The following is a 26,828-nucleotide window of genomic DNA, read 5'->3' as shown; positions in this document are numbered from 1 at the left end:
ATTGATTGTGAGTGATAAAACAAAGGGAGGAGAAGAGATTGAAACGGAAAAAAGTGATTATAGCCATTTCTTCTTTCCTCAGTTGGATAATTGGATCAGTTTTAATTCTTACATTTTTTACTGGCATCGAAAGAGCTATATATATTCTAATCCTTGGTGTAATGATCATCGTTTTACAAAGCATAGCTTCAAGAAGTTTGAAGAGTAACGAGAAATGGTATTAAGCTATCGGGCCATTTTCTGGAATAACACTCAATAGAGGAAATTGGATATACGCTAAAATACAGAGAAAATCGAAAAAATGTACTTAACCTAACTAGCTGTAGGGTTAAAGAAGAAAATTAATCTACAAAAAGGTTCTAATATAAGTTTTATTTAAATTGACAAATCGAACTTTATCGATTTATAATGTGTACATGGACAAGTTAAATATCTTTAAATCACTTTCAAATGAGGCTCGACTACAAATTTTAGAATGGCTTAAAGACCCTGCTGCTCATTTTGGATCACAAGATGGGATTGATTTGATAGAAGTTGGTGTGTGTGTTAGTCAAATAACAGAAAAGTTAAACATGACACAATCTACTGCTTCCCAATACCTATCAACGTTACAAAAAGCTGGTTTGATAAAGGCAACAAGAATTGGTAAATGGACATACTATAAAAGGGATGAGGAAGCCATAAAAAATCTTGGTTTATACATTCAAAAAGACCTGTAACAAAAACTAAATTCAGATAAGAATTTAGTTTTTGTTACTACCCTTTGTATCGACAATTTACGATATGTATATGTTTATTTTTTCAACGTATTGACAATTCTTAATATGTGAATTTGAAAAGTGTAGTTTAGGATAATTTCCTTGGTGAAAATAAAATTATATTTAAAGAGAGGATTTGAACACATGAAAGCATGGCAGAGACAAGGCGTTGGATTAGAAAACATAAAATTGGTGGATTTACCTACACCAGAACCTGGACCGAGACAAATTCTCGTTCGAGTAAAGGCTGTTTCACTTAACTATCGTGACAAAGCAATTGTTGATGGGGTTTATTTGCCTGAATTAATGACTCAACCATTTGTACCTGTATCCGATGCGTCTGGAGAAGTGGTTAAAGTAGGTTCTGAGGTTACAAAGTTTAAAAATGGTGATCGTGTAACTTCTCATATGTTTACTAAGTGGATTGATGGTACTCCAAATAAAGATGATGGTGCTAATGCTCTTGGAGGACCTATAAATGGCGGATTAGCAGAATACATGTTGCTTGATGAGGATGCGACTGTAAGGACACCAGCTAGCCTAACAGATGAGGAGGCTTCAACACTTCCAGTTGCTGCCCTTACTGTTTGGTTCTCATTAGTTGAATATGGAAAGATTAAAGCAGGAGATACAGTGCTTGTACTAGGAACTGGAGGAGTTTCAGTATACGCTGTTCAAATTGCTTCAGCACTAGGCGCAAGAGTAATTGTGACAAGTAGCAACAATGAAAAATTAAAGAGAGTAAAAGCCCTTGGTGCAAAAGAGGTTATAAACTATGCAGAGACTCCAGATTGGGAAAAAGAAGTATTAAAAATTACTGAAGGAAAAGGTGTCGAACATATTCTTGAAGTTGTCGGTGGACAAAGTATTAACCGATCAATCGATGCTCTTGCTCTTCAAGGTAATATTTATGTTATTGGTTTCTTGGATAGTATGATGGCAGATGTGAATCTATTCTCATTATTAGCAAAACAAGCTCACGTTCAGGGAATTAATGTAGGACATCGTAGAGCGTTTGACGAAATGATGAAAGCATTTGTTGAACTAAATATTAAACCAATTATTGATACTGTTTATTCATTTGATGAAGCCCTTGATGCTTATAAACACTTGTATAAAGGGGCATTTGGTAAGATTGTTATAAAAGTTTCTGAATAATTAAAAGTTAATATTGAGATACAAGAGCCTTTCAACAGTATGCTTGGGCTTTTGTTGTTTCTTCTAAGAAGGGTATGACATTAAAGGTAGCTTTTAAGGAATAAAATGTTATTCCACAATCGGGCGCTTTAATTGAACAATCCGTTGCCTTTACATGGCAGTTTTTTCTTGATGAGTGATTGAATTAAATATTTCCGAATTTAGCAGAATCTAAATCTGTCAGGATTATGAAAAGACTTTCTTTGATAACGTCATTTACCAAACAACCTAGCAAAAAAGCCTTCTTATAAGGAAAGACTTTTCATAAAAAAGTATGTATTAGAGATAAACAATCATCGGTAGTTTCTTGCGGTGCTTTGTCTTTCACTTGAAAATCGCGGGCTCTCCAGTCCAAACTTTTAACCTGATCTGTCAAAACAACTCCCGAAATAGCCAAGCCGGATGGCAAGGCTACTTCGAAAGGATAACCTTTGACTTGGTTCGTGATTGGACAGATGACTGCAAATCCTGTTACATCGTTAAAGGTTTGTGGCGATAGGACAATTCCAGGTCGATGACCAGCCTGTTCGTGTCCTGCTTGTGGTTTGAATTGAGCGTAAACTAAATCTCCTCGTTCAGGTACTGTCATTAAATTAATTCATTCCCTTCTGTTCCAAAATTAATTTCTGTATGACGATTTTCGGGTGTGATTTCCGCTAATAATTCTTCCAATACCGGAACTTTCTTTTTTGGAATTAATGAGATTTCTCGGTCATTCACTACATTTATTTCGATTTTGGAGCCTTGATGAATGGCCAATCTTTCAGCAAATGCACTAGGAATACGAACTGCCAAACTGTTTCCCCATTTTTGAACGGTAGTTTCAACTGTCATGGTTTTCACTCCTTTTTCATTATCTGATCCCATTATAACACCTCAATTCTATTGCGTATACACATAGTATATACATGAGGCGCAAAATTGATACTTGATATTGCAAAAAAACAAAAGGAGTTAAGTATCCTGTCCAGTATATTTACTAACACTTAAACAACGAAAAAGAAGTGAATATGGCAAATTTTCTAACATATTTAAAGAAACCCATTCGCAGATGGGTTTCTTTTTTGATGAAGGCGGGACGTGAGTAGGTGCTCTAAGTATGATACAATTTGCTAGAGAAACCAAAACAGGAAGTGGATGATGGGATGTCTACAAGCAAATACGCAGTTGTGGATCTGGAAACCACAGGTCATTCACCTTCTAAGGGCGACCGAATCATACAGATTGCAATTGTCTTTATTGAAAACAATCAAATTACCGATACATATATGCGTTACGTGCACCCCGGGCGTGCGATACCGCCATTCATTCACCACTTAACATCAATCGGTGACCAAGACGTAGCAGACGCACCTCCGTTTGAGGAAATTGCACTGGAAGTAGCGGACTTATTGGCGGGATGCGTATTTGTCGCGCACAATACAGACTTTGACGTGTCCTTTTTGCAAAAAGAACTCGTGCGCTGCGGCGTTTCAAAATGGCACGGCCAGAAAATTGATACAGTAGAGCTTGCGAAAATATTGTATCCGACGCTGCCGAGTTATCGCTTGCAGGATATTGCGGAAGCTCTCCAAATTTCACTCCAGCAGGCACACCGGGCGGATGACGATGCGGAAGCGACAGCCAGATTTTTATTGCAGGCGATAGCGAAGATTAATACGCTGCCTAAAGAAACGCTGAATCGTCTCCATGAGCGTTCATTTGCACTCAAATCTGATCTGTCTACGCTATTTTACGATGGACGGCGCGCGGCACAGGGCAGAGAAACAACCAGAGACTTTGCGTTGTTCCGGGGGATTCCATACCTGAGAATGAAAGAAACAGTCGAATACACCGCTGCATCAATGGATTTCCCATCCACTGATGAAGAAAAAGAACAGCTGCTGCAGATGATCAGTCCGAGGTTTCATGTCAGAAGAGGTCAGGCTGAACTGATGGATCTAACTTGGCGGGCTTTCGCTGAAAAGAAACAAGTGGCTGTTGAAATACCGACAGGAGTCGGAAAGACCATTGGCTATTTGATTCCAGCTGTACTGCAGGCATCGATTACGAGAAAGCCGGTAGTCATCAGCACGTACACGAATCATTTGGTAGATAAGTTAGCCGAAGAAGTAGAACAGCTGGAAAAAGCTTTACAACTGCCTATACCGACTACTGTCATCAAAGGAATGGCAAATTATATTTCATTGGGGAAATTTGAAGAATTATTGCGGTTTACCGATGAAGTCTATGATGATTCCATGACGATCATGCAGCTGCTTGTCTGGCTGACAGAGACAAAGACAGGTGATGTCGATGAAGTTAATGTCTCAGGGGGCGGACAGCTGTTCATCGACAGAATTCGCAGACGCTCCGCTTATTTGAAGGAAGATGAACGGACTGCGGATTTTTATTCGCGGATTGTGGCGCGGAGCAAGCAGTCGATGATTGTCGTGACCAATCATTCGATGCTGATGAATGACAAAGAGCGAAACGATCCGTTGTTTCAGTCAATCGGCGGACTCATTGCGGATGAAGCGCATCAGCTGTATCAAGCGGCGATTCGCACACATGAGCAAGTCTTCTCCTACACAAATTGGAAATATGTCATGAGCCAGCTGAACTCATTCAGCAACGGGCAGCTGTTGTTTGATATACAGGAGATCTTATTGCGATTTCATTTCAATCACAAATACGCCACTGAAAAACTGCAACAATCGTATGAAGAATTTATTCTGGCTTTTGACGATTCGATGATTGTTTTAATGAACGCGAGTGCAAAACATGGGAATCAGCGTACAACACGTACAGTAGAGACGCTGCAGAAACAATTGCCGCAGCCAGACAGTTTTCGAACGGTCCTGCGAAAAATGAATAACTATATTTCGCAGGCGGAAAATTATATTTCTCCTTTAGAGAAAGTGCCAAATGAATTGACGTTCCATGAACAGGCCGAGGTAAATGAGTGGCTGTACTGGATCAATGAAATGAAAATCAAGGCGGGGGAATGGGTGGAGCTGTTCTTGGATGAATCACAGAGAAACACAACAGTCTGGATGGAGAAAGACAGCAGAAGTCTCCCGGGAAGTTTGCAGATCAAAAAAAGTCCGATCTATGCCGGTTCCGTTGTCCGTACCTTTTTGGACCGGCTGGAAGGCGAAGCAGGAGTCATTTGGACATCCGGCACGTTAACAGCAGGCAAGGACGAACGGTTTGTGCTAGACCAGCTCGGTGTTTCCGATACCGTTCCGCTTTATACGTTTGATGCACCGGAAAATTTTTATGCAGGCGCCCATACATTTATTGTGGAAGATATGCCTGACATACAGCAAGTGACGAATGAAGAGTATATTGCAGCGGTCGCGGATTCACTGATTCAGACGGCTGTTGCGATAGACGGACGTGTTTTTGCTTTATTCCTGTCACATGATATGCTGAAAAAAACATATGAAGAAATTCTCGACAGCGGTTCCCTGCAGGAAGATTATATGCTGATTGCACAAGGCGTCAGCTCAGGAAGCCGCCACAAATTGCTGAAGACATTCAAACAGCAGGAAAAAGCCATTTTATTCGGCACGACAAGCTTCTGGGAAGGAGTCGATGTGCCGAGCGACGAATTGTCGGCGGTCGTCATCGTCCGTCTCCCATTTACTTCGCCTGAAGAGCCGCTGTATAAAGCCCGCGCTGCCCTTTTGCAGGAGAATAAGAAAAATGCATTCACTCACCTGGGACTGCCGGAAGCGATACTCCGTTTCCGCCAAGGTTTCGGCAGACTAATCCGTTCATCAGACGAGAAAGGATTCTTTATCATCCTGGACCGCCGGATCGAAACAAAATCCTATGGCAGAAACTTCTTAGAAGCGCTGCCAAAATCTTTTGTAAAAAAAGTATCCTTAGAGACTCTGGTGAACGAGATAGAAAATTGCTATAATGATTCATGATAATAAAAGCGGAAAGCGCCGTTTAGTCTCGACAGGCACTGGAGGGTTTGTCGACAAAGGTGCGCCCTTTGGCACCTTTTCGTCAAATCTGAAGTGACCCGAGAGACTGGCGCTTGGAGCTGGATAAAATAAAAGCGGAAAGCGGCTGTCCAGAGGCGGCAGGCATAAGGCGAAGATGCGAAGCGGCGTTCTTGTGCCGCACAGCAGCTTTGACTTATGACCCGAGCCTCTAGCCGCTTGGAGCTGGATAGAATAAAAGCGGAAAGCGCCGTTTAGTCTCGACAGGCGTTGGAGGGCTTAAAAATAAAGGCGCACTTTGCCTTTATCTTTAAGTCCAAAACGACCCGAGAGACTGGCGCTTGGAGCTGGATAGAATAAAAGCGGAAAGCGTCGTTTAGTCTCGACAGGCACTGAATATCTAAATTAAGAAAAACCACGAAAAAGGTATTAAAAATTACGTATTAATCGATAGGAAGGGCTGCATATGCTCAATTGGATTAGGTTTTTATCCGTCTTTTTACTAACCCTTTTTGTCACGATTACGATCATTGTCTTCTATCAGGCGGAAAAACCATTTGCTTCTTCACGTGATGCAGCAATCGATCTTGCCCGTCAGGAAGGAAAGCTCCAAACGGTCGACCGCGCAGATGTATATCATGGCACTGCTTCATTGGTTTCAGTTTATGGAATAGATGAAGAAGGGAAAGACAAAATTTTGTTAGTGGATGAACAGGCAGGTAAAGTCATTCGCAGTGTTACACCCAAAAAAGGTATTACAAAGCAAGAAGCTGCAGACATCGTAAAAAAAGAGGACAAAGTCAAGAAGATTCTTCATTCATCACTTGGACAGGAAAAAGAGAACTTATTCTGGGAAGTGGCGTATATCGGGGAAGATGACAGCTTGAATTACGTTTATCTGAACTTTACGGATGGCGAGTGGCGGAAGCGGATTATGAATTTATAGATGAGACTGGAATCAGGATTAAAGGGGAGCGGACAATTTGAGAAAACAATTGGCATCTAGAGTAAAAACGTTAGCACCATCTACAACATTGGCGATTACAGCGAAAGCAAAAGAAATGAAAGAATCGGGCATCGATGTAGTCGGATTGGGAGCAGGCGAACCTGACTACAACACACCTGAAAACATTATAGGTGCAGCTTATCAATCGATGAAAGATGGCAAGACAAAATATACTCCATCCGGCGGACTTCCGGTATTAAAAGATGCGATAATTGGCAAATTGAAGAGAGATCAGGGATTGACGTATGAGCGTAAAGAAATACTGATCGGCGTAGGAGCGAAGCATGTGCTGTTCACGCTGTTCCAGGTACTTCTTGACAAAGACGATGAAATTATCATTCCGTCTCCGTACTGGGTCAGTTATCCCGAGCAAGTGAAATTAGCAGAAGGTGTTCCGGTATTCATCGAAGGAACAGCGGCGGAGCAATTCAAAGTAACAGCGGAACAAATCGGTCAAGCCGTGACGGAGAAGACCAAAGCGGTAATCATTAACTCACCGGGCAACCCGACAGGAATGATTTATACAAAAGAAGAATTACAGGCGATTGCAGATGTGTGCCGTGAAAAAGATATCTGGATCATTTCAGATGAAATTTACGAAAAGCTTGTTTATGACGGCAAAGAACATGTGTCAATCGCACAGCTGTCTGCTGACGCGAAAGAGCGCACGTTCATTATTAATGGCGTATCGAAGTCTCACTCGATGACTGGCTGGCGGATCGGCTATATTGCAGGAGATGCAGAAGTAGTCGGCGCTATGACGAATTTAGCAAGTCACTCTACATCCAATCCTGCCACAACGTCACAATATGCAGCACTCGAGGCATACAATGGACCTCAGGATGCGGTAGAAGTTATGCGCAAAGATTTTGAATCACGCATGAATCAAATCTATCCAAAACTCGATGCGATCCCCGGATTCCATGTGCTGAAACCGGAAGGCGCTTTTTACTTCCTGCCTGATGTTGCGGAAGCAATGAAGCATACAGGGTATGATACGGTGGATGATTTTGCAACAGCTTTATTGACGGAAGCAAAAGTGGCGGTTATTCCGGGATCTGGTTTCGGATCTGCCACTACGATCCGATTATCCTATGCAACATCGATCGATCAGCTGGAAAAAGGCGTCGACCGTATTGCGCAGTTTGTGAAAGATCATTGGAAAGCCTGACAGCATGCCTTGGAAAGTACAGAAGCAAATTTTCATTTGCTGATGAGAGGAAGTTTCAACTATGCAGCAAGATGAACGGCTGAAAATTTGGATTGAGCAGGGAAATGTATCTATTTCCCAGCTCTTTTTTCAACATTACCGGCAACTGCTGATTTCTGACAGTGATGCCATGGTCGTATTGCAGATTTTGTCGTTTCAGGAAGATGGAAATTATTTTCCAACACCTGTGGATATTGCCGGCCGCATGCAGCTGAGTGAAAAGGAAATCACGGAAAGTCTGCAGCGTCTCATGCAAAAAGGATTGTTTGCGATCGAACAGAGCACGGATGAAAGAGCGGTGCTTCATGAACGTTTTTCACTGTTGCCATTATGGAACCGGCTGGCAGAGTTGCTGGTTCAGCAGCAAGCCGTCACACAGGAGAAGCAGAGTCAGAATGAAGAAGGAGAAGTCTATTCATTATTCGAACAGGAATTTGGACGGTTTTTATCTCCGATGGAATGTGAAACGATTGCTATGTGGATCGATAAAGATGGCCATACCGCAGAAATTATACGAGCAGCCTTACGAGAAGCTGTGTTAGCTCAGAAAATGAGCTTGCGTTATATTGACCGGATTTTATTTGAATGGAAAAAGAAAAATGTCCAGACGATGAAAGACGTGGAAAGACAGACTCAGGCTTTTCGCCCGGTTGCTGCTGTCGCCGTCAATCAGGCACCGGAAAATCCGGTTAAGCGCGTACCTTTCTATAATTGGCTCGAGGAACGGGAGTAGGAGATACTATGTTGACAAAAACACAATGGCAAGTCTGCCTGCAAACTTTCGAAGAGATGTTTCCGGATGCTCATTGTGAACTTATTCATAAAAATCCGTTTGAATTACTGATTGCGACACTATTATCGGCACAATGTACAGACGTCCTGGTAAATCGTGTCACTGCCGATTTATTTCAGAAATATAAAGGACCGGAAGATTATGTACTCGTGTCCATAGAGGAGCTGCAGCAGGATATTCGTTCAATTGGTCTGTGGCGCAACAAATCAAAAAATATTAAAGCACTGAGTGAGCTATTAATTGAGGAGTATGGAGGCGAAGTGCCACCGAGCCGCGATGTGATGATGACGCTGCCGGGTGTCGGGCGCAAAACAGCGAATGTAGTCGTCTCGAATGCGTTTGGAGTGCCGGCACTGGCAGTCGATACACATGTCGAACGTGTGGCCAAACGGCTGGGGATGAACCGCTGGAAAGACCGTCCGATTGATGTGGAAGAAAAAATCATGCGCTGGACTCCAATGGAGAAGTGGACACAGACACATCATCAGGTGATTTTCTTCGGCCGCTATCATTGCAAAGCGCAAAACCCGAACTGTCCTGAATGTCCGCTGCTGTATTTGTGCAGAGAAGGCCAGAAAAGGATGAAGGATAAATGAATCAGCAGCATGTAAAAGACTCAGTGAAACAGCTATTAATAGAATGGGACAGGCTGAGACCTGATCTCGAAGCGGCCTATGCTTCCCATACACCGGAGAGACTGGATCTACTGCAGTCAGCGATTGAACCGCTTGAACAGCTGATCGAGAGAAGCGGAATGGAAGAAAATAAGTTTACGGGCAAAATGCACTTTGTGCTGGAGCCGAATAACTATACAGAAAGACTGGATTTTATTAAGCTTCAAAATACGAGCCACTATGCGCTGATTCAATTAACGATGCTCTATGAGGAAGTCAAAAAGAAAGCTGCGCGCCTGCGTGTACAGAAATGAAATCAGGACTGAACTTGAAGATGATTGGTCTTCTGGATCAGTCCTTTTTGTTGAAGAGACGCTGGCAGGCGAAGGAAGCAGAAGCGAACTAAAAGTCAGAATGCCCGCACCTACAATCTAATGCAGCGCGCCAAAACGCCTCACAACCGAGCGTTACGGTTGCTGAACCGAGCCAATCACGGCAATGAACGAGTCAAACCGGCAATTCGCCGCACCTATCTCCATTTCAAAGCAAAAATAAGAGGATGTTCGGAAGTCAGGTGAAAATGACTTCTCGAACATCCTCTTTCTTTAATTGTTGCTATTGGACTGGGACGAGTTAGGGGTCGAAATGCTTGGGCTGCTGCCTTGTCCTTGGCCTTGCCCCTGACCGCCTTGATTCCCTTGTCCCTGGTTATTCTGGTTGCCTTGATTATTTTGATTTCCTTGATTATTTTGGCCATTTTCATTGCCTTGGTTGTTTTGATTATCTTGTCCTTGATCCTGACCTTGATTATTCTGGTTGCCTTGATTATTTGGATCGGAATTTTCATTCTGATTCCCATCATTATTTTCTTCGCCGTCGTTTTGATCATCGCTGCTGTCATCATTATTCTCTTGATCGTCCGGTTCCGGCTGCTCCACTTCCTGATCATCTGCGCCTTCAATAGACAATGTTACCGAAGTGGCACCGCTCGTGTAGCCGCCCATGCTGGCACTGACGGAGAATGTATAGCTTCTTCCTAGTTCGGCGCCTGAGAATACAGCCTGGTCATCGGAAGTGGTTGTGATGTTTTGCGCCGCACCGCCGTCAATCGAAACATTGACGCTGAACTGAGGGTCCCCGAGATCATCAAATTCGTCCGGTGCGTCGTAATTCCATTGAAGATCTACTGTGTTGGCGTCTGCATCAAACTGAGCAGTCAAATCGGTAGGGCTCGGCAATGTAATCGTTTCAGGTATTTCCTGCTGAGCAGGCAGCGTGCCTTTAACAAATAGCTCCGAGCTTACCGCGCCTGATGAAAATGAACTGGCCAGAACAATCGGGTCACTGCCTTTGACAATTGTCGCTTCTTCGACGGAGTCAGGCTGTTTAAATTGTCCCGGATTGCTTGCGATACTGCCCATAACTGTGCGGAATAATTTCTGCGGCACATAGCGGCCCTTATCATAGGTTGATACAGGCGTTACATAGTCTGCATATCCGCCCCATGTAGATATCGTATATTCCGTTGTATAGCCGGTAAACCACGTGTCAGGAACGTCTGTGCTTTTCATATTGTGTTCCTTCATCGTTTTTGCTGAATAGTTGGTTGTCCCGGTCTTGCCGGCAATATCCATTCCGCTGATTGCTGCATTCGGTGCCGTCCCTTTTGATGAAAGTACCTCACGCAGTACATCAGTAATCATATAAGCTGTTGAATCCTTCATCGCTGTCACAGGGTCTGGACGTAAATTTCTCTCCGTCTTGCCGTCACGCATCGTAATTTTTGATACGGCATGCGGTTTTGTATAGATTCCGCCATTACCAAACGCTGCATATGCACCAGCCATTTGAATAGTGGAGAACTCGTCGCCGCCGCCTAATGCGTTAGACGAACTAATGTCCTTATACGTTAGCCCGAGACCGGCAGCGAATCCTTCTGCTTTCTTTGCCCCGACTTCTTCAAATGTTTTAATTGCCGGGATGTTCCGCGAATAATACAACGCTTCACGCATAGTCAGAGTGCCGAGGAAACGTCCGTCTGAATTGTTGATCGACTGGTTGCTGCCTTTGTATTTATAAGGTTCATCGACCACTTTCTGTCCTGTAGACCAGTCCATATATTCAATTGCTGGACCGTAGGAAAGAATCGGTTTAATGCTGGATCCGGGTGCACGCTTCTGCTCCGCGAAGTTCATGTTGCGTCCGGCATATTCCCGTCCGCCGCCAATGGCAACGATGGCACTTGTTTCCGTGTCGAGTACTGTCATGCCGGCCTGCATTTTTTCTGATTCATAATAGCTCGGATCATCTATCGCCGCTTCAACGGTTTCCTGGACTTTCGGATCCAATGAAGTATGCACAGTGATGCCTTCTGCCAATAAATCTGAGTAGCCTGCCGCTTCCAGTTCATCTAGCACCGCATCTACATAAGCCGGGTATTTTCCATTCGATTCCCGTTCTTCTTCTGCTAAGAGGGTAGATGTAATAGGAACTTTTTTTGCCGCTTCCATTTCTTCTTTTGTGATTTTCTCATGTCTGTGCATAAGCGTCAGTACGAGATTGCGTCGTTTTTCTGCACGCTCCGGATGTTTAAAAGGATTATAGCCATTCGGATACTGCGGCATTCCTGCAAGCATGGCCATTTCAGGCAGTTCCAGCTCATTCAGTTTTTTGCCGAAGAAGTAGCTGGCGCCAGTACCGAAACCATAACGATTACCGGACATCAGCACTTTATTGAAATACATTTCAAAAATTTCTTCTTTCGTGTATTCTCTCTCTAATTTGAAGGCAAGCCATGCTTCCTGCGCTTTCCGCTTCAATGTCTTTTCATCTTTCAAGAAAGAATTTTTGATGACCTGCTGGGTCAGAGTGGAAGCACCCTGTGATCCAAAACCGCCGCGCAAATTGCCGAGTACTGCGCCGCCTAACCGATAGAAATCCATGCCGCCATGCTTGAAGAAACGTACGTCTTCTGTAGCCAGAATGGCGTCTTTCATTTGTTCAGGAATTTCATCATACGGTACATAATCGCGTTTTTCTGCACCGAATTTCAGGAAAATCTCCCCGTTTGTATCGAGGAAGTTGGATGTCAAAGGATCTTTCAGTAATTCTTCATCTAAATCTGGTGCTGAACTTGCATAAAAGGCGAACAGTGAAGCGCCGCCCACCAAGATCACGAGACCTAAAATGAGGATTCCCATAATGATTTTCTTAAAAATACCTTTTGGTGTCTTTTTGCGCGGCTTCTTTTTCTGCTGCGACTCCTGCTGTTTCCTTCTGGCCGTTCTCGAGTTTATATTGTCACTCATATTTCTTCCTGCCTTTCACTATCTAAATCTAGTCTTTTTTGCTGTATCCACTGCTGAACCGCCTGTAAATAGTCCAGTCTGGGCTGGTAACCAGTTTCAATCTCAATTGAACATTCTTCAATTTCGTCAAGCGTGATCGACTTCCTGCCGCCGTCTTCCATTCGGTTCCATAAAGGAAGAAATACATCAAACGGCAGTAAGAAATAGCGGCCAAGCGAGCTGAAATTGACAATGAAAAAAGCCAGCCCCGATTGATCGATCACTTGTTTCATATGTTCTACTTGATGCAAATGAATGTTTTGCAGAGGCAGAGAGGTTTTATTTTTCGTCTCTTTTGCTTCGAAATCCATGTAATAACCGTTCCACACGCCATTATAGTCGGTTGTGGAAGGGGTGCGGAAATAGGCTTCTGTAATGACTGCAGCACTCCTTGCGGGATACCGCACATTGACAATTTGTATCGGCACCGGTTTTTTATGGATGACGGCCAGTCTGTGGGCCAGGTAGTATTCATTTGTATCGTTTAACTCATCCTCTAATGACTTACCCCGATTGCTGAATGAATAGTCATGAGTTTTCTTTTTATTTGCAGATACGGCAGGGGTGTACTTTTTTCCGTTTGGATAACGAATTGCCAAATTGACCACCTCGTACTCTCAATCATACCATACACGTTATTTGACGAGTTACTAAAAAGAAAGTTTCACAGGTCTGACATGGATGGGTTCTTAGATGGTTTTGGAATGTTTGTTCGCAGAAAGTGGAGAGACAGAAGCTTTTCTGATAAAATAAAGTTAGTGAACGAACGAAGAAGGAGTTTTTGCAATGAGTCTAGCAGATGATACAAACAAATTGCTCGCCATTTGTGATGAATGTGAAGAGCGTTTTTATACAATGAGAGAAACGGATCACGACCCCGAGTTTTTTGCAGAGGTGAAACCGTACGCAGACCTCAGTCACCAGGCGATTGCTGATTGGGCCGCTGAAATGAAAGAGTGGATCAGTAAAGCAAAGCCAAAATATGTACATGCTGTTCAAGTCGATTCGACAAAAGATGCCATGACACAGTTCGTCGTGCAGTCTTTTTATAAAGCGACGGGCAAGAAGCGGTTCATCTTATCTATTAATGCAGCCCGTTATACGCTGCAAACCGTTTTAACTGCCCTTGCCAATGAAAAAAGTGAGGAACAGCCGAATGAGTAAACTGCATATTCCTGACCTGATTCAGCAGATGTTTAACGATGCACGTTTCGGGCCGAATATTTCTTATATTGAGACGCAGAAAGAACAGCAGGCAGTTGTGGCCGATTTCCCGCCTGAGCTGCATCCTTCCATTCGGCAGGCGCTGGCAGATAAGGGAATTACACAGCTTTACAGCCATCAGCGTCAGGCGTTCGATGCGGTGCGTGAAGGCAGCTCGATTACCGCTATCACACCGACAGCATCCGGAAAATCACTTTGTTATCATCTACCGGTGTTGCAGTCGATTCTGGATAATCCGTCTTCGCGTGCGCTTTATCTGTTTCCGACGAAAGCATTGGCGCAGGATCAGCTGGCGGATCTGCATGATTTAATCGAAGCGAGCGGCGAGAAGATTTTGAGTCATACATATGACGGCGATACGGCACCGGGTTTGCGTTCGAAAGTACGGAAGTCAGGGCATATCATTCTGACCAATCCCGATATGCTGCATTCCGCCATATTGCCGCATCATACGAAGTGGATTTCATTGTTTGAAAACTTGAAATATATTGTAGTCGATGAGCTGCACACCTATAAAGGCGTGTTCGGGAGCCATGTCGCGCACGTTATGCGCAGACTGCAGCGGATTTGCCGATTCTACGGCAGCGATCCGATTTTCATCTGTACTTCTGCGACAATTTCCAACGCAAAAGAATTATCAGAGAATCTGACGAATAAAAAAATGGTGCTGATTGACAAAAACGGTGCACCCCGCGGAAAGAAACATTTTGTATTCTATAATCCGCCGATTGTCCATGATGTGTTTGGAATTCGGAGAAGTGCTGTGCTGGAAGTCCGTGATCTCGGTGCGTTTCTTTATCAGGAACATATCCAGACGATCATTTTCGCACGCAGCCGTGTCCGAGTAGAAATGCTCGTTACTTATATGAAGGAACTGACAAAAAAGAAGTTGTTTGATGAGACGGTGATGGGGTATCGCGGCGGTTATCTGCCGTCTGAACGCAGGAAGATTGAAAGTGGACTGAAAAACGGACAGATCAGAACCGTCGTCAGCACAAATGCACTGGAACTAGGAATCGATATCGGTCAGCTGCAGGCATGCATCATGACAGGGTACCCCGGCAATATCGCGAGTGCACTGCAACAGGCGGGAAGAGCGGGCAGACGCCAGGAAGACGCGCTCATCATCTATGTAGCGCAATCCATGCCGCTTGATCAGTACATCATCAAGCATCCATCGTATCTGCTTGGACAGCAGCCAGAAGAGATCCATATTCATCCTGATAATATGCTGATTTTAATGGACCATCTGAAGTGTGCTTCATTCGAACTGCCATTCAGTTCGACGGAGACGTACGGTGAATTTGAAGTGCAGGACTTGCTGGCATTTCTCCAGAGCGAAGGCGTACTGCTGCAAACTTCGGATAAATGGCACTGGATGACGGACCGTTTCCCCGCAGGAGAGATCAGCCTGCGTTCGGCATCTCAGGAAAATGTCATCATCATCGATCAGACATTCCCGAAAGAAACCCGTGTCATTGGAGAAATGGACCGCTTCAGTGCCATGACCTTGCTGCACGAAGAAGCGATTTATCTGCATCAAGGAACGCAATATCAGGTCGAGAAACTGGATTGGGAAGAGAAAAAAGCCTACGTCACAGTAGTGGACGTTGACTATTTCACCGATGCCAATCTCGCAGTGGAATTGAAAGTAATCAGTGAAGATAAGAAAATGGACGAAGAAGAACGTTCATGGGCATACGGCGATTTGGCAGTGCTTGCGATCCCGACGATATTTAAGAAGATTAAATTCGACACCCACGACAATATTGGATCAGGCCCGATATCACTGCCTGCAGAAGAACTGCATACATCAGGCACCTGGATGGCATTCGATGTACCGGAAGGATGGGACAAAGCCGTCCTGACAGACGCCATGAGTGCGGCCGCTTATACGATTCAGTCACTGATCCCGCTGTTCATCAAATGCGACCGCAGTGATATCCATGTCGTGCCACAGGTGAAAGCCATCCACACACATAAGCCGACATTTTTCATCTATGACAGCTACCCCGGCGGAATCGGTCTGAGCGAAAAAATTTACGGCAGCTGGAACGAGCTGCTGACGATGGCGGCGGAACATGTGGCCGAGTGCCGCTGTGAGTACGGATGCCCGGTTTGTATTGGTGCGCAGGAAGCAGGGCAGACGGAGAATAAGTCGAATGCCGAGCAGTTGTTAAGGGATTTGGCGGGTTAATGGCGAAAGTTTTAAAAATTGCTTACATCTAAATTAATATAAAAAAAGACTGCATACTCAAAATCAGAGTACTGCAGTCTTTTCTGGTTTAACTTCAATAACAGGGGGACGATCATCACATTGCTTTCTGTACTCGCTCAAACAGCACATTGTTTTCCAAATGAACATGAGTGAAAGTGTCTTTTTCGAACTCCTCGAGGCGTGCGTAGACGAGACGGTACGTTCCGCAGGCTTCTTTTGGAGGTGTAAAGTTATTTGTGATTTCTCTCAGTTCATGGAGAAGCCGTCCTGCATTGTCGTGTTCAGTTTCAAGCTCCGTGACATGCGGTTTCAGCTGCTCCTTCAATTCAGCTGTGGGATTTTCCAAAAACTCAAGAATAAGCGGAAAAACGTTTTGATCTTCATTGTCTGTATGATCGATCAGCTCCGCACGCAGTAATTTAAAGATTTCCTGGATGCGCAGCAGGTGGGGCTGTGTGTCTCCGTGAACGCGCGCGACTTTTGTGACATAGGGGGCAAGCAGCGGCAATTCTTCACGCAGTCCGGCATGATATTTTTCTTGAATATATGCGACTAGTGTTTTATCACCAAAGTCTGAAGGTTCCATTTGCTGATGCAATTCTTTTTTCTTTTCGATTTCATGCACATCTGTTAAGACATTGTGAGGATCCAGCTCGCGTTGTTCGGCTGCTTCCTTTAGTGATATTTTTCCGCCGCAGCAGTAATCGATGCGAAGGTTTCGAAACAGGTCGGCGCTTTGAGGTAACATCGTGACAATTTCAGAGACATTGAGGTCGAGCGTTATTTGTGACATATGAACTCCTCCTATGAATGTAATTGATAACTATTCTCACATCTATCATACTGAATCTTTAGTGAGTGGGATAGTAGGGAAATGCCTAATTCATGCACGAAACGGCTATATAGCTGCCCGAGTTTTTTAATAGGATACATAGGCTGTTGGAAAGATGAATAACCTCCTCAGACTTGTGCCAATTATCACAACACTGTCTTGACATCATTCGGCTCTCTAACTATACTTAGGGAGATTATGAGATGATAGCATCTAAGTTTATTACGTTACTATTTTGAGGAGGCAGAAGTAGATGAAAAATAAAAATGTACGCAGGTTCGGTTCTACATTCGCAGTTGCTGGTGCAGTTGTATTAGCCGGCGCATCGGTCGGTGCGGCAGAGCAGTGGTATGCTGACGTTGCAAAGGACAATACGCATTACGAAGGGATCAAGGCTCTGACGGAACAGGGGATTATCCGTGGTTATTCCGAAAATCAGTTTAAGCCCGGTAATTCAATTGAACGCCGCCATGCAGCGCTAATTCTCGCAAAAATGGGTGATTTCCAAGAGCCGTCAAATGTGGCTGACGTCTTAAAACAGTATAAAGATATTACAGCCAACAGTTTTTATGCGAAAGAAATGGCAACGCTTACACATGCGAAAGTATTTAAAGGGGATGAAAAAGGAAACTTTAATCCTACTCAGGCCCTGACACGCCAGCAAATGGCATCTGTACTGGTAAATGCATTGAATCTTGAAAAATACGATAACGGCGAGAAAGTGAATGTTAACTTATCGAATGTAGGCGAGTCGCATAAAAAAGGCGTACAAATTTTAGCAAACCTAGGTTTGACTGATCAGTTGACTGATTATAGACCTAATGAGCCTGTGACACGCGGGGCATTTGCATCGTTCATTCACCGCGCGAATCAGCTGGTGAAGCCTGAACAGCCTGAACAGCCGGAGCAGCCTGAAAAACCTGGTGAGGCTGACTTTACATTATCATTGATGCATATGAATGATTCACACGCGCGCGTTGCGGAAATGCCTAAAGCGATTACGGCAATTAAAGAAATCCGCAAAGAGAAACCGGAAGCCCTGCTTCTTCACGGCGGCGACGCATTCTCCGGAACCCTTTATTTCACTGAGTTTGAAGGACAAGCTGATATGGAACTCATGAATTTGATGGGTCTTGATGCGATGGTCTTCGGTAATCATGAATTTGATTTAGGCGACAGCGAAAATGGTCATCAGGCACTGGCAAACTTTGTGAAAGGCGCCAACTTCCCTGTGCTTGGAACAAATATCGATTTCTCTGCAGATCCCATCATGAAAGATATTGTAAGTGAGACGGAATTTACAAGTACTCCTGCATTGGGAGAAATTCATAAAGGGCTTATTAAAGAAGTAAACGGAGAGAAAGTAGGAATCTTCGGATTGACTACGGAAAGCGCAGAATTCGTCTCCAGTCCAAAAGCAGTTAAGTTTTTAGATTACAAAGAGTCGGCTGAAAAAGCAGTAGCTTACTTTGAAAGCCAGGGAGTCAATAAAATTATTTCCCTTAATCACATTGGTTTCGACAGTGATCCATCTGTAGGTAATGATTTGCTGTTAGCAGAATCAGTGGAGGGTATTGATATTATCGTAGGCGGACATTCGCACACGAAACTAGATAAACCAGTAGTCGTCGATAAAAAAGCAAACGGAGAAAAGAAAGATCCTACGATTATTGTGCAGGCTGACCAATATCTGACTCATTTGGGTACATTAGATGTAGAGTTTGATGATAAAGGTGTGATTACAGGCTATGCCGGTGAATTAATCAAATTGAGCGACAAGGCGGAAGATCCGGAAGCGGCAGAATCGCTTAAAAAGTTCTCGGGTAAAATCGAAGAAACGTTCGGGCAGGAATTTGGAGCAAATCTGACGGTTGATTTGCCGAACCCGAGACACCGCGGGGAAGATAATCCGGGACCGAGCGTGCGTGCCAATGAAACAGCACTGGGCAATCTGATTACTGACGGAATGCTGGCAAAGGCAAAAGAATATGATCCGAAAACAGTAATTGCTCTTCAAAACGGCGGCGGAATTCGTAATCATATAGATAAAGGACCTGTCACGATTGGTGAAGTAATGGAAGTACTGCCATTCGGAAATACGTTATCTCTCGTTACGCTGACAGGCGCTGAAATTAAAAACACGCTGGAGCACAGTGTGAGGAATGCTCCGAATGAAGAGGGCGGATTCCTGCATATGTCCGGTATGAAGATGACATTTGACAGTAGTCAAGAAGTTGGCGATCGTGTGCAGTCCATGCAAGTGAAAGTCAACGGTGAATACGTTGATATCGACATGGATAAAGAATATGTAATTACGACAAATGCCTTTACTGCAAGAGGCGGCGACGGATTTAAAGTTCTCGGCGATGCATATGAAAAAGGCCGTGTAACGGATCTGGGATTAGATGATTGGGTGAATTTGCGTGATCATATGAAAAATTTGGGGACAGTTTCACCTGAAATTGAAGGCCGAATTGTTGATGTAAAGAAATAAGAAATGAAAAAAGTCTTCTGACCTGAATTTTATTGGTCAGAAGACTTTTTGTGATGGTAAATTTTGCATTCAAGTCTTATTGCGGATTGCGAACAAGTATTGAGCATTGGTCCCGATCAATATCATGCCGATAATGAAAATAGAAAACAGCTGGGAATCACCTGTCACTGCTGAATAAATAATGAGAAGCAGCAAAGTCAGAATTAATATGAGATTCATTGTGTTAAATGCAAGGTAAAGTCCCTCCAGCATAACATGGCGTTCACCTTCATCTGAGACGGCCAGCAGTTTTTGAGAATAATTCTTTGCTGACACATCCGGAAGTTCACGGTCGGGGTAGAGGGAATTGACAATGCTGGAAAGAGTGATAGAAAGAATGAAAGTCAGCGCTCCGATAATAATCGACGAGATCATCAGCCAGGACGGTTGATCTGTAATAATCGCAACTGCAATTGCTGAGATTCCGACAGCCATGGCGGCAGTGACAATCAGAGAGGTGTCACTGAACCGTTTATATTGCCAGACATCCCTTTCATCCTCTTTTTCTCCTGTCAAATGAAGTTTCGATTTTTTCTTCATCTGTACAATACTGACTGCTGCTGCAATTAGTAATACGGCAGTAATGGCCAGAAGTGCAATATTCGTTTCAAAAGCCACAGGTGCAAATTCCAATTTAATGTCTGCAGTCAAAACGGCATACATTCCAAAAAAACCAACTGCTCCGCCAATCAGCATCCAAATAATTGTCTTCATTATAATTCCTCCTTATCGAAAATAAAGATTTCCTCTATTGCTTCGTTAAAGATCGCCGCAATTCTTACAGCAATCAGCAAAGACGGAATAAATTCTTCTCGCTCGATTAAGCTAATTGTCTGTCGTGATACTTTTGCGCGTTTTGCGAGCTCTGTCTGATTAAGCCCGTAACGCGCACGCAATTCTTTGAGTCTTGTTCTCAACAGCCCCACCTCTTCATTAAATTGTAACTTAACTATAACAATTTGACAAGTGTAGTTGTCAAATTGACTAATTTACATGTCGGAATATGGTTTAAAAATTAAACGTGTGGTAGTGAAATCTTTGGACAAAAAAGGAATGCACTTTGGCATTCCTTTTTCTCATCCATATGTTTTCTGATGCGCTTTCTTCCGCTTCAGATAATCATCATCTTTTCGAATAGTATCCCAGTATACCTTGAAGATTTCAGCGGACTTTGCTTTCTCGGGATCGATCACGCGCTCTTTCACTGTGCCGTCTTCATTATACTTTCTTCCGCTTTTATGATTGGCATAACGCCGGGCACGTGTATAGCCCATCTGGATAAACTTCCTCGCCATATCCATGCCAATGAAATCATCTTCTTTACGGTAATTTTCAAATAGCTCATAGATTTTCTCGGCAGAATCTTTTGCGATATCTGGTGTTCTGAAACGCCAATGCGGTAAGATTTCGCTTTTATAAGGTTCTACCAGCAGGACACCCTGCTCGCCTTTGCCGACTTTATATAGTTCAGGCTGCTTGCGAAGATCCAAGTTTGGATAATCGAGTTCATAATCAAACGCCATCCCGTTCACTTCCTTTTACCATTACGTACCCCGGCGCACAGCTATGAAAACGCTTCATTTCCCAAGAAATAGTCTTCCAAAGTCAGACAAGTCCAAATGTGCTCGCAATCTGCTGAACTATAGTATAATTCATACAAATTATGTATTGATAACACGAGGTGACATCGTTGAATTTTCAACTAAATAAACTAGACTATATCGGGATTGCCATGCATACGATGGAAAGCCCAACTATAAAAGAGCTGAATGATTATGTCCTATGAGAAAAAGCTGATGGCAATGAAGTCGCTGGTAAAGAAATCAGCAGTTGTAAAAGAACCAGTGGAAGTCTTTAGTAAACCGCCTGTGCCATCTTATGAAAAACGATGGCTCACGACCCAGCTTGAAAAAGTGGAGAATGATTTCGGTATCGTCTATAAACGGATTATTCACTATCCGCTGTCTCATATGCATGGAAATATCCGCTTAGGTGATGTGCAGGATAAACTGGCTGATTGGTCAGAAACTGAATATAAACATCCGCTTTCACCTAAAGAAGGCAAGCTGCTGTTTTTTGATACAGAGACGACAGGACTTAAAGGAGCAGGTGCTGTTATATTTTTGATTGGGCTGCTTGAATTGAAAGAAGATGAATTTGTCATGACGCAGTATGTACTGCCGAATCCCGATCATGAAGCGGCATTTCTTTTTGAATCGGAGCTGTGGAGAGAAGGACTCACACTCGTCACCTATAATGGAAAGAGTTTTGATTTCCCGCAGCTGCAGACACGCTGGTCACTGCACCGGAAATTACTTCCGCCCCTTCCCGTGCCTAACCAAATTGATTTACTTCATGGATCGAGGCGTATCTGGAAAGGGGAGATGGACTCTTTCAAGCTGACCGAAGTGGAGCGCAGACAGCTCGGTTTCATTAGAAAAGACGATATTCCGGGGCATATGGCACCGATTATCTATCAAGATGCTGTGAAGAACGGACGTGCAGAAATTTTGATGAAGGTCATGTGGCATAATGAATGGGATATTTTATCTCTTGTTACGTTATTCAGCCTGTCAACTGATCTCATATTGCAGGATCATCAGCAAACGGCCCGGGTCGCAACGAATATCGCGAAATGGTTTCAGGACCTCGGATTAAGTGAACGCAGCTACACGGAACTTGAGAAAATAGCAGAAGAGTTTGGCAGCAGTTATCCGCTTACGCACTACCACCTGGGATTTTTGCTGAAACGCTATAAAGAATTTGAACGTGCGATTGAGTCATTCGAAATTGTTGCCGAGTACGGTGAGGGCAGAGAACAGGTACTGGCCTGTGAAGAACTGGCGAAATTATATGAGCACCAGCTGAAAAATTTCCCGTTGGCGTATGAACGGATTCTCACCGGGAAATCCTTGCTGGAACAGAATGAAATGCTGTCGCGGCGCTTCATTGAGCGTATGAAGGTGGCATTTGCGAAACGGGAAATACGTGTAATGAATAAATTATTTCCCGGGCAAGCGCAGGAACCGACAAAGGAGACATGACAGTATTATCAATTAAGACAAAGAATGACAGGATATGCTATAATGACCGTATGGAATCATAGACGGAAGGACGTTTTGTCATGGAATTAAAGTTAGATTCGAAAACAATTTTAGAAAAAGAATTTAAATCAGGGATGCGCGGGTATAAACAAGAAGACGTAGATTTATTTTTGGATGATGTTATTCAGGACTACGAGACGTTCAAAAAGGAAATTGCACGGCTTAAAGAAGAGAATGAAAAATTGAAAGCAGCAGCGAGTGCAGCACCCCAGCGGACAGCAGCGCCAACTCCCCAGCCGACAAATTTTGATATTCTTCAGCGCATTTCCAATTTGGAGCGGCATGTATTTGGCAGCAAACTTTCTGATGACTGATTAAAAAAGAGCAATTGATTTGGCAACCCGGCCGAATCCATTGTGTGAATGACTATTTTGATGTATACTAAGTAGCACCATAGATCTTATTCAGGTAATCGCTGCAATTTCGATTGTAGAGGAAAGTCCATGCTCACACGGATCTGAGATGACCGTAGTGTTCGTGCTCGGTGAAAAAATAAGCCGGGGCAATGCTTTTGCATTGATGGCGGGAATAAATCCTAAGTCTTCGGATATGGATGAGATTCTCTGAAAGTGCCACAGTGACGTAGTTGGCATGGAAACATGTCAAGTGGAACGGGTAAACCCCACGAGTGAGAAACCCAAATTATGGTAGGGGCGCTCTTCCGAAAGAATTCAATGGAGGAAGGGACAGGCAATTGTCTGTAGATAGATGATTACCGCTTCTAGTACGAGGTGCAAACCGTTTGAGTACCGAAGAACAAAACATGGCTTACAGAATATCCTATGGTTTACATCACAATTAGCTCTCCTACAGTTTTGGGAGAGTTTTTCTTTTGTCTTGAAGATTTCTTGAAAGATGCATATAGCAAAATGTACATAACCGTTCGGCGGAGAATGCCGTAAACGTTTCGAATTGGAGTGTTGAATGTGAGCGAATATAAATTAGTAGCAACAGCAGCGATGGGTTTGGAATCAATTGTAGCTTCAGAAGTCAAAGATCTCGGTTATGAGGGCCAGACGGAGAATGGTAAAGTGTACTTTACCGGAGATGAAGAAGCGATTGCCAGAGCAAATATGTGGCTTCGCGTAGGAGATCGAGTGCGCATTGTGGCAGGCGAGTTCAAAGCTTTTACTTTTGATGAACTGTTTGAACGGACGAAGGCTATACCGTGGGAAGAATTTCTGCCGGTTGATGCGGCCTTTCCTGTGGCAGGAAAGTCTGTGAAATCTACACTATACAGTGTGCCGGACTGCCAGGCTATTGTTAAAAAAGCCATTGTAGACCGTCTGAAGACCGCTTACAAGCGTACGGGTTTTTTAGATGAATCGGGTCCTTTGTTCAAATTGGAAGTATCAATCTTGAAGGATAAAGTGACGCTCACCATTGATTCAAGCGGCACCGGCCTGCATAAACGGGGCTATCGTCTCGGACAGGGGGATGCGCCGCTAAAAGAAACAATGGCAGCCGCACTTGTAAAGCTCTCTAAATGGAGTCCGAACCGACCGTTTATTGATCCGTTCTGCGGTTCCGGTACGATTCCGATTGAAGCGGCAATGATCGGACAAAATCTTGCGCCTGGTTATAATCGTTCATTTTTGAGTGAAGAATGGCCATGGATGAATGCGCAGGTCTGGGACCGTGTCCGTGAAGAAGTGGAAGATGTGGCAAAGTATGATCTTCCATTGGATATCCGCGGGTATGATGTCGATGGAAAGATGATTTCCATCGCTCAGCAAAATGCGATGGAAGCCGGCTTTGCAGATTTAATCAGCTGGCAGCAGCAAGACATCCGCGATTTGCATGTGGAAGGTCAAAATGGCGTGCTGATCGCCAACCCTCCTTACGGCGAACGTTTAGGTGAAACAGAAGAAGCAGAAGATATCGCAGAGATTCTTGGCGGCATTATGAAAAATTATCCGTCATGGTCTGTTTATATTTTATCTTCATTGGAAAACTATGAAGAAATGTACGGACAGCGTGCAACGAAAAAACGCAAACTCTTTAACGGGTTTATTCGTACAGATTACTATCAATATTGGGGACAGCGAGTATAAGAGACGAATTAGGAAGAGGAAATTGTCCTCAACTTTCGCTTGTACACGGAAAGGAGTCAGCATGAATACGAAAATTCCATTTCAATTAGAAAAAGACCAGACATTTTTTGAGTCACTGAATGGCTGGCTGGGCGATACATTGTATGATGATTTGACAGAAAAAGGATTTGAGTGCCGGGATGAACAAATTTATATGGCATTTCAAATTGAACAGGCACTGAAAGACAAGAAGGTTTTATTGGCGGAAGCCGGCGTCGGTACAGGAAAAACGATTGCGTATTTATTGCCTGCAATTGCCTATGCGCGTTATACAGGGAAGCCCGCCGTTATTTCCTGTGCGGATGAAACGCTGATCGATCAGCTGATCAAAGAGGAAGGCGATATTCAGAAACTGAGTGAAGCGCTAAATCTGACCGTTGATGTCCGATTAGCAAAGGCACGGAATCAGTATATTTGCCTGAAGAGACTGGAAGAGACGAGCCAGCAGACAGATGAAGAATTTGTTGACTTAGTGGAAGACCAGTTGCCCGATTTTGTCTATGCAGATCGGTCACTGCAGTCGGTATCGCCATATGGCGTACGCTCGGATTATCCTTATTTAGCAGATGAAGAGTGGGATATGATTAATTTCCATCCGATTCAGCAATGTGCTGCTTGTGACATCCGCAACCGCTGCGGTCAGACGATTCACCGCAATCATTACCGTGAGGCTGTGGATCTGATTATTTGCTCACATGACTTTTACATGGAGCATTTATGGACAAAAGAATCAAGATCCCGTCAAGGACAGCTGCCGCTGTTGCCTGAAGTGTCGATGGTCGTATTTGACGAAGGACATTTGCTCGAGTATTCTGCACAGCGCGCTCTGACATACGAAGTGCAGCAGCAGACGATTGTGCAGCTGCTGGAACGCATTATGGTGGACGGTATCCGGGAAAAATCACTTCAGTTGATGGAAGTCTTGCTGGATGTCCATGAATTGTTTTTCAAACAGCTCCGCGATCATGCGGCGTTTCATGATACGGAACGTCTGACGATCGAGAAAAATGATACGATGCTTTCATTGGCGAAAGAAGCGGTTTCTTTATCGAATCAACTTCTTGAAGAATTCGTCTTCGAGGGCGAACTGTATGTAATCCCTGAATATGATTTAAAAATTGTGGAAGAATACCTGGAGCAGTACATTTACTCAATGGAGCTTTTTTCCAATGAAAATGATGCAGTGGACTGGCTCGAGAACCGGCGCGATGAGAGTACATTACTGATCATGCCGCGGCTCGTGACATCCATCTTGAAAGAGAAATTATTCACCGGCAAGATGCCGATTATATTCTCTTCTGCTACTTTGTCAGTGGAAAATTCTTTTGATTACCTGGCTTATAGTTTAGGAATTGAGGACTTTCAATCGTTTTCTATTGAATCGCCTTTTGACTACGATGAGGTCATGAAGATTTATTTGGAACAGGGAACAAGAGATGAGCAAATTGCCCGCCTGTCACAATTGCTTGAAGAGGAAGAGCAGACGCTGGTCCTGTTCAGTTCCAGACAGTCGATGATGGAAGCATACGAACAGCTGCCGATCGAGCAAAGTGTCATGGCGACGTATGAAGGTGAACGTTCTTTATCTTCATTGGTGAAAGATTTCCAGCAGCGCAAGGTTTCTGTGTTCTTCTCCTATCATTTATGGGAAGGGCTGGATCTGCCGCATGATTCACTTACACGGGTTATTATTTTTGATTTGCCATTCCCGCCGAATGATCCATTGTTTGAAGCGAGAAGAGAAGCGGCGGAAGATCCGTTTGATGAAGTTGATCTGCCATTCATGCTGCTGCGTCTGCGACAGGGGATCGGGCGTTTGATCCGGACAAGTGAGGACCATGGTTCCATCCATGTTTTTGTACAGCCGGACAGTAACGAATTACTGCCTGTCATTGAAAGGGTATTACCTGTACCATTTTCTTGAATCAAATATAAAAAAGCGCACAGACATGAGTTGACAA

General features: G+C 43.8%; 24 protein-coding genes and 1 other RNA gene. 17 read left to right on the top strand and 8 right to left on the bottom strand.

All coding sequences use genetic code 11. The annotated features are described in order from the left end of the window. From NCCP2331_RS16540 to NCCP2331_RS16530, 3 genes are all read left to right on the top strand, one after another. On the top strand, nt 1-208 hold a 208-nt coding region (locus NCCP2331_RS16540), incomplete at its 5' end, for a hypothetical protein (RefSeq protein ID WP_251671884.1). Between the two features lie 208 nt (nt 209-416). Beyond that, nucleotides 417-719 (top strand): ArsR/SmtB family transcription factor, encoded by a 303-nt coding sequence (locus NCCP2331_RS16535; RefSeq protein ID WP_251671883.1) that lies wholly within the window; start codon nt 417-419, stop codon nt 717-719. A 144-nt stretch (nt 720-863) separates the two neighbouring features. Continuing rightward, nucleotides 864-1,916: a zinc-dependent alcohol dehydrogenase family protein gene (locus NCCP2331_RS16530; protein WP_251671882.1), complete on the top strand. Its 1,053-nt coding sequence runs from the start codon at nt 864-866 to the stop codon at nt 1,914-1,916. 301 nt (nt 1,917-2,217) lie between these two features. Here NCCP2331_RS16530 and NCCP2331_RS16525 read toward each other — a convergent pair whose 3' ends face one another. Together NCCP2331_RS16525 and NCCP2331_RS16520 are read right to left on the bottom strand one after the other, a co-directional pair. Next, nucleotides 2,218-2,544 carry a type II toxin-antitoxin system PemK/MazF family toxin gene (locus tag NCCP2331_RS16525; protein ID WP_251671881.1) on the bottom strand — a complete coding sequence of 109 codons (327 nt, stop codon included), beginning with the start codon at nt 2,542-2,544 and terminating at the stop codon, nt 2,218-2,220. After that, entirely contained in the window at nt 2,544-2,822 is a 279-nt protein-coding gene (locus NCCP2331_RS16520; protein ID WP_251671880.1) for an AbrB/MazE/SpoVT family DNA-binding domain-containing protein, read from the bottom strand. The genes NCCP2331_RS16525 and NCCP2331_RS16520 overlap by 1 nt, the downstream gene beginning before the upstream one ends. Nucleotides 2,823-3,100: 278 nt before the next feature. Here NCCP2331_RS16520 and dinG point away from each other — a divergent pair, with 278 nt between their 5' ends. From dinG to NCCP2331_RS16490, 6 genes are all read left to right on the top strand, one after another. Continuing rightward, the gene (gene dinG, locus NCCP2331_RS16515; protein ID WP_251671879.1) at nt 3,101-5,875 is read left to right on the top strand and encodes an ATP-dependent DNA helicase DinG; all 2,775 of its coding nucleotides are present in this window, start codon (nt 3,101-3,103) and stop codon (nt 5,873-5,875) included. A 484-nt stretch (nt 5,876-6,359) separates the two neighbouring features. Beyond that, entirely contained in the window at nt 6,360-6,839 is a 480-nt protein-coding gene (locus NCCP2331_RS16510) for a cell wall elongation regulator TseB-like domain-containing protein (RefSeq protein ID WP_153720244.1), read from the top strand. A 37-nt stretch (nt 6,840-6,876) separates the two neighbouring features. Beyond that, nucleotides 6,877-8,070 (top strand): pyridoxal phosphate-dependent aminotransferase, encoded by a 1,194-nt coding sequence (locus NCCP2331_RS16505; protein ID WP_251671878.1) that lies wholly within the window; start codon nt 6,877-6,879, stop codon nt 8,068-8,070. Nucleotides 8,071-8,131: 61 nt separating this feature from the next. After that, the gene (locus tag NCCP2331_RS16500) at nt 8,132-8,842 is read left to right on the top strand and encodes a DnaD domain-containing protein (RefSeq protein WP_251671877.1); all 711 of its coding nucleotides are present in this window, start codon (nt 8,132-8,134) and stop codon (nt 8,840-8,842) included. An 8-nt stretch (nt 8,843-8,850) separates the two neighbouring features. Next, nucleotides 8,851-9,498: an endonuclease III gene (gene nth, locus NCCP2331_RS16495; RefSeq protein WP_153720241.1), complete on the top strand. Its 648-nt coding sequence runs from the start codon at nt 8,851-8,853 to the stop codon at nt 9,496-9,498. Continuing rightward, a complete protein-coding gene (locus NCCP2331_RS16490) occupies nt 9,495-9,830 on the top strand; it encodes a YpoC family protein (protein ID WP_153720240.1) in 336 nt (111 codons plus the stop codon). Before nth ends, NCCP2331_RS16490 begins: the two co-directional genes overlap by 4 nt. A 291-nt stretch (nt 9,831-10,121) precedes the next feature. Here NCCP2331_RS16490 and NCCP2331_RS16485 read toward each other — a convergent pair whose 3' ends face one another. Further along, complete coding sequence (locus tag NCCP2331_RS16485; protein WP_251671876.1) at nt 10,122-12,824, bottom strand: transglycosylase domain-containing protein; 2,703 nt, start codon at nt 12,822-12,824, stop codon at nt 10,122-10,124. Then, nucleotides 12,821-13,462: a Holliday junction resolvase RecU gene (gene recU / locus NCCP2331_RS16480; protein ID WP_251671875.1), complete on the bottom strand. Its 642-nt coding sequence runs from the start codon at nt 13,460-13,462 to the stop codon at nt 12,821-12,823. Before recU ends, NCCP2331_RS16485 begins: the two co-directional genes overlap by 4 nt. A 187-nt stretch (nt 13,463-13,649) precedes the next feature. Between recU and NCCP2331_RS16475 the strand changes: the two genes are divergently transcribed. Beyond that, nucleotides 13,650-14,027: a YppE family protein gene (locus NCCP2331_RS16475; RefSeq protein WP_251671874.1), complete on the top strand. Its 378-nt coding sequence runs from the start codon at nt 13,650-13,652 to the stop codon at nt 14,025-14,027. Continuing rightward, entirely contained in the window at nt 14,020-16,284 is a 2,265-nt protein-coding gene (locus NCCP2331_RS16470) for a DEAD/DEAH box helicase (RefSeq protein WP_376776832.1), read from the top strand. Before NCCP2331_RS16475 ends, NCCP2331_RS16470 begins: the two co-directional genes overlap by 8 nt. Before the next feature lie 115 nt (nt 16,285-16,399). On the opposite strand, the gene ric is transcribed toward NCCP2331_RS16470, so the two are convergent. Next, the gene (ric, locus tag NCCP2331_RS16465) at nt 16,400-17,098 is read right to left on the bottom strand and encodes an iron-sulfur cluster repair di-iron protein (protein WP_251671873.1); all 699 of its coding nucleotides are present in this window, start codon (nt 17,096-17,098) and stop codon (nt 16,400-16,402) included. A gap of 292 nt (nt 17,099-17,390) precedes the next feature. On the opposite strand from ric, the gene NCCP2331_RS16460 reads away from it, so the two are divergent. Further along, nucleotides 17,391-19,631: a 5'-nucleotidase C-terminal domain-containing protein gene (locus NCCP2331_RS16460; RefSeq protein WP_251671872.1), complete on the top strand. Its 2,241-nt coding sequence runs from the start codon at nt 17,391-17,393 to the stop codon at nt 19,629-19,631. 69 nt (nt 19,632-19,700) lie between these two features. Here NCCP2331_RS16460 and NCCP2331_RS16455 read toward each other — a convergent pair whose 3' ends face one another. From NCCP2331_RS16455 to NCCP2331_RS16445, 3 genes are all read right to left on the bottom strand, one after another. Then, on the bottom strand, nt 19,701-20,384 hold the full coding sequence (locus NCCP2331_RS16455) for a DUF3169 family protein (protein ID WP_251671871.1): 684 nt from the start codon (nt 20,382-20,384) through the stop codon (nt 19,701-19,703). Then, a complete protein-coding gene (locus NCCP2331_RS16450) occupies nt 20,384-20,587 on the bottom strand; it encodes a helix-turn-helix transcriptional regulator (protein WP_251671870.1) in 204 nt (67 codons plus the stop codon). Before NCCP2331_RS16450 ends, NCCP2331_RS16455 begins: the two co-directional genes overlap by 1 nt. 159 nt (nt 20,588-20,746) lie before the next feature. Further along, nucleotides 20,747-21,193 (bottom strand): DUF4385 domain-containing protein, encoded by a 447-nt coding sequence (locus tag NCCP2331_RS16445; RefSeq protein WP_251671869.1) that lies wholly within the window; start codon nt 21,191-21,193, stop codon nt 20,747-20,749. Nucleotides 21,194-21,445: 252 nt separating this feature from the next. Between NCCP2331_RS16445 and NCCP2331_RS16440 the strand changes: the two genes are divergently transcribed. From NCCP2331_RS16440 to NCCP2331_RS16420, 5 genes are all read left to right on the top strand, one after another. Then, complete coding sequence (locus tag NCCP2331_RS16440) at nt 21,446-22,714, top strand: ribonuclease H-like domain-containing protein (protein ID WP_251671868.1); 1,269 nt, start codon at nt 21,446-21,448, stop codon at nt 22,712-22,714. An 80-nt stretch (nt 22,715-22,794) separates the two neighbouring features. Further along, nucleotides 22,795-23,088, top strand: coding sequence for a cell division regulator GpsB (gpsB, locus tag NCCP2331_RS16435; RefSeq protein WP_153720229.1), 294 nt, complete (start codon nt 22,795-22,797; stop codon nt 23,086-23,088). A gap of 86 nt (nt 23,089-23,174) precedes the next feature. Beyond that, an RNA gene (gene rnpB / locus NCCP2331_RS16430) (RNase P RNA component class B) lies at nt 23,175-23,550 on the top strand. Between the two features lie 150 nt (nt 23,551-23,700). Next, complete coding sequence (locus tag NCCP2331_RS16425; protein WP_251671867.1) at nt 23,701-24,828, top strand: THUMP domain-containing class I SAM-dependent RNA methyltransferase; 1,128 nt, start codon at nt 23,701-23,703, stop codon at nt 24,826-24,828. A gap of 61 nt (nt 24,829-24,889) precedes the next feature. Continuing rightward, the gene (locus tag NCCP2331_RS16420; protein WP_251671866.1) at nt 24,890-26,791 is read left to right on the top strand and encodes an ATP-dependent DNA helicase; all 1,902 of its coding nucleotides are present in this window, start codon (nt 24,890-24,892) and stop codon (nt 26,789-26,791) included. Nucleotides 26,792-26,828 lie beyond the last annotated feature (37 nt).

It is taken from the genome of Sporosarcina sp. NCCP-2331 (assembly GCF_023707945.1).
GTDB classification, from domain to species: domain Bacteria; phylum Bacillota; class Bacilli; order Bacillales_A; family Planococcaceae; genus Sporosarcina; species Sporosarcina cascadiensis.
The sequence above is the reverse complement of the archived record's forward strand: the minus strand, read 5'-3'. Positions and strand labels throughout refer to the sequence as shown.

Coding starts and splice junctions, on each gene's coding strand:
- NCCP2331_RS16535 (WP_251671883.1), top strand. CDS start 417: ATGGACAAGTTAAATATCTTTAAATCACTTTCAAATGAGGCTCGACTA.
- NCCP2331_RS16525 (WP_251671881.1), bottom strand. CDS start 2,544: ATGACAGTACCTGAACGAGGAGATTTAGTTTACGCTCAATTCAAACCA.
- NCCP2331_RS16520 (WP_251671880.1), bottom strand. CDS start 2,822: ATGGGATCAGATAATGAAAAAGGAGTGAAAACCATGACAGTTGAAACT.
- dinG (WP_251671879.1), top strand. CDS start 3,101: ATGTCTACAAGCAAATACGCAGTTGTGGATCTGGAAACCACAGGTCAT.
- NCCP2331_RS16510 (WP_153720244.1), top strand. CDS start 6,360: ATGCTCAATTGGATTAGGTTTTTATCCGTCTTTTTACTAACCCTTTTT.
- NCCP2331_RS16500 (WP_251671877.1), top strand. CDS start 8,132: ATGCAGCAAGATGAACGGCTGAAAATTTGGATTGAGCAGGGAAATGTA.
- nth (WP_153720241.1), top strand. CDS start 8,851: ATGTTGACAAAAACACAATGGCAAGTCTGCCTGCAAACTTTCGAAGAG.
- NCCP2331_RS16490 (WP_153720240.1), top strand. CDS start 9,495: ATGAATCAGCAGCATGTAAAAGACTCAGTGAAACAGCTATTAATAGAA.
- NCCP2331_RS16485 (WP_251671876.1), bottom strand. CDS start 12,824: ATGAGTGACAATATAAACTCGAGAACGGCCAGAAGGAAACAGCAGGAG.
- NCCP2331_RS16475 (WP_251671874.1), top strand. CDS start 13,650: ATGAGTCTAGCAGATGATACAAACAAATTGCTCGCCATTTGTGATGAA.
- NCCP2331_RS16470 (WP_376776832.1), top strand. CDS start 14,020: ATGAGTAAACTGCATATTCCTGACCTGATTCAGCAGATGTTTAACGAT.
- ric (WP_251671873.1), bottom strand. CDS start 17,098: ATGTCACAAATAACGCTCGACCTCAATGTCTCTGAAATTGTCACGATG.
- NCCP2331_RS16460 (WP_251671872.1), top strand. CDS start 17,391: ATGAAAAATAAAAATGTACGCAGGTTCGGTTCTACATTCGCAGTTGCT.
- NCCP2331_RS16455 (WP_251671871.1), bottom strand. CDS start 20,384: ATGAAGACAATTATTTGGATGCTGATTGGCGGAGCAGTTGGTTTTTTT.
- NCCP2331_RS16445 (WP_251671869.1), bottom strand. CDS start 21,193: ATGGCGTTTGATTATGAACTCGATTATCCAAACTTGGATCTTCGCAAG.
- NCCP2331_RS16440 (WP_251671868.1), top strand. CDS start 21,446: ATGTCCTATGAGAAAAAGCTGATGGCAATGAAGTCGCTGGTAAAGAAA.
- gpsB (WP_153720229.1), top strand. CDS start 22,795: ATGGAATTAAAGTTAGATTCGAAAACAATTTTAGAAAAAGAATTTAAA.
- NCCP2331_RS16420 (WP_251671866.1), top strand. CDS start 24,890: ATGAATACGAAAATTCCATTTCAATTAGAAAAAGACCAGACATTTTTT.